At 69.2% G+C, this 1,875-nt stretch carries 1 protein-coding gene and 1 pseudogene; both read left to right on the forward strand.

All coding sequences use genetic code 11. The features are described 5' to 3' along the window. Positions 1–869 (forward strand): annotated as a pseudogene (locus LQV45_RS29100) (pyridine nucleotide-disulfide oxidoreductase); the annotation flags it as partial. A 172-nt stretch (positions 870–1,041) separates the two neighbouring features. After that, positions 1,042–1,875 (forward strand): DNA topoisomerase IB (locus LQV45_RS29105; RefSeq protein WP_230010519.1); only part of this gene is annotated, 834 nt, incomplete at its 3' end.

Below are 1,875 nucleotides of genomic sequence, written 5' to 3' on the forward strand. Positions count from 1 at the left end.
ACGTGCACGTGTTCGGCCGGCGCGGGCCCGCCCAGGTCAAGTTCACGCCCCTGGAACTGCGCGAACTCTCCCACTCCAAGGACGTGGACATCATCCTCTACGCCGAGGACTTCGAGTTCGATGCCGAATCGGACCGGCAGATCCAGAGCAACAACCAGACCAAGACCATGGTGGGCACGCTCACCAACTGGATCGCCGAGCAGCCCGAGGACCTCTCCGAGCTCACCGCGTCCCGCCGGCTGCACCTGCACTTCCTGCACAGCCCGGTCGAGATCTACCGAGAAGAAACCGACGGCGCCGACGCGCCCGGCCGCGTCGCCGGGATAAAGTTCGAGCGCACCGAACTGGACGGCACCGGCAACGCCCGCGGCACGGGCGAGTTTGTCGAGTACCCGGTCCAGGCCGTGTACCGCGCCATCGGCTACTTCGGTTCCGCCCTCCCCGAGGTCGAGTTCGACCACAGCAAGGGAGTCGTCCCGAACGACGGCGGCCGGGTCCTGGACGCCGCCGGCACCCACGTGCCGGGGATCTACGCGACCGGCTGGATCAAGCGCGGTCCGGTGGGACTGATCGGCCACACCAAGGGTGACGCCCTCGAAACCGTGACCTACCTGCTTGAGGACCGCGAAAACCTGCCGCTGGCCGCGGCGCCCGCCCCCGAGGCGATCGTCGAGCTCCTGGCGGGCCGCGGCGTCGAGTACACCAGCTGGGAAGGCTGGCTGGCCCTGGACGAGCACGAGCGCGCCCTGGGTGAAAAGGCCACCGCTGCCGGCGGGTCGCACGGCGTCGCCGTCCAGCGCGAGCGTATCAAGGTGGTGCCCCGCGAGGACATGGTGGAGATCTCCCGCGGCGCCGCCGTCGAGGTCTAGCCTCAACACAGGCAACGACGCAGACCAGCGCGGGGTCACTTCGCGCCCATCCCGGAAGGGATTTTGGGCGCTAAGTGACCCCGCGTTGTTTTCGGGCGTGAAAGGGCGTGGAATCCCGGGCGGTAGTCAGTAGGCTTACCGTCATGGATGAACACTCGCCCGGGGCCGGCCAATGAGGCTCCGCCACAGCAACGCGTCCGGCCGAGGATACCGCAGGGTCCCCGCCGGGACCGGCTTCAGTTACAAGGACCTGGACGGCTCCACCCTGCCGCCGGGCCCCGTGCGGGAACGGCTCGAGGGCATCGGGATCCCGCCGGCCTGGACCGACGTCTGGATCGCCCCGTACGACAACGGGCACATCCAGGCCACGGGAGTGGACGCGGTGGGCCGGCGGCAGTACATCTACCATCCGAGCTGGCGGGAACGGAAGGACCGGCAGAAGTTCGACCGTTCGCTCCAGCTGGCTGAGACCCTGCCGACCGCACGCCGCCTGGTGACCATGGACCTGCGCTCCGAAGGGCTGACGCGGGAACGCGTGCTGGCGGCCGCCTTTCGGATGCTCGACAGCGGATCATTGCGCGTCGGCTCGGAGCGCTACACCAATGAAAACGGCAGCCACGGCCTCGCCACCCTGCTCTGCGCCCACGTCAAGGTGCGCAAGGACGAACTCCGGCTCAGCTTCCCGGCCAAGAGCGGCAAGACCTGGGAGTCGCGGATTGACGACGCCGACCTCGCCGCCGTCGTGCGCCAGCTCAAGCGCCGCGGCGGCAACGCCCGCCTGCTGGCCTATAAGGACGGCCGCAGCTGGCATCCGGTGTCCAGCGCGGACATCAACGAGTACGTCAAGGAGCGCACGGGGGAGGACTTCACCGCAAAGGATTTCCGCACCCTGCGGGGGACGGCGGCGGCAGCGGTCAGCCTGGCGCAGAGCGGCCCGCAGACGAAGGTCTCGGCCCGGAAGAGCGCGGTGAGCCAGGCCATGCAGGACGCGGCCGCGGTCCTGGGC

It is taken from the genome of Microbacterium sp. Bi128 (assembly GCF_918698205.1).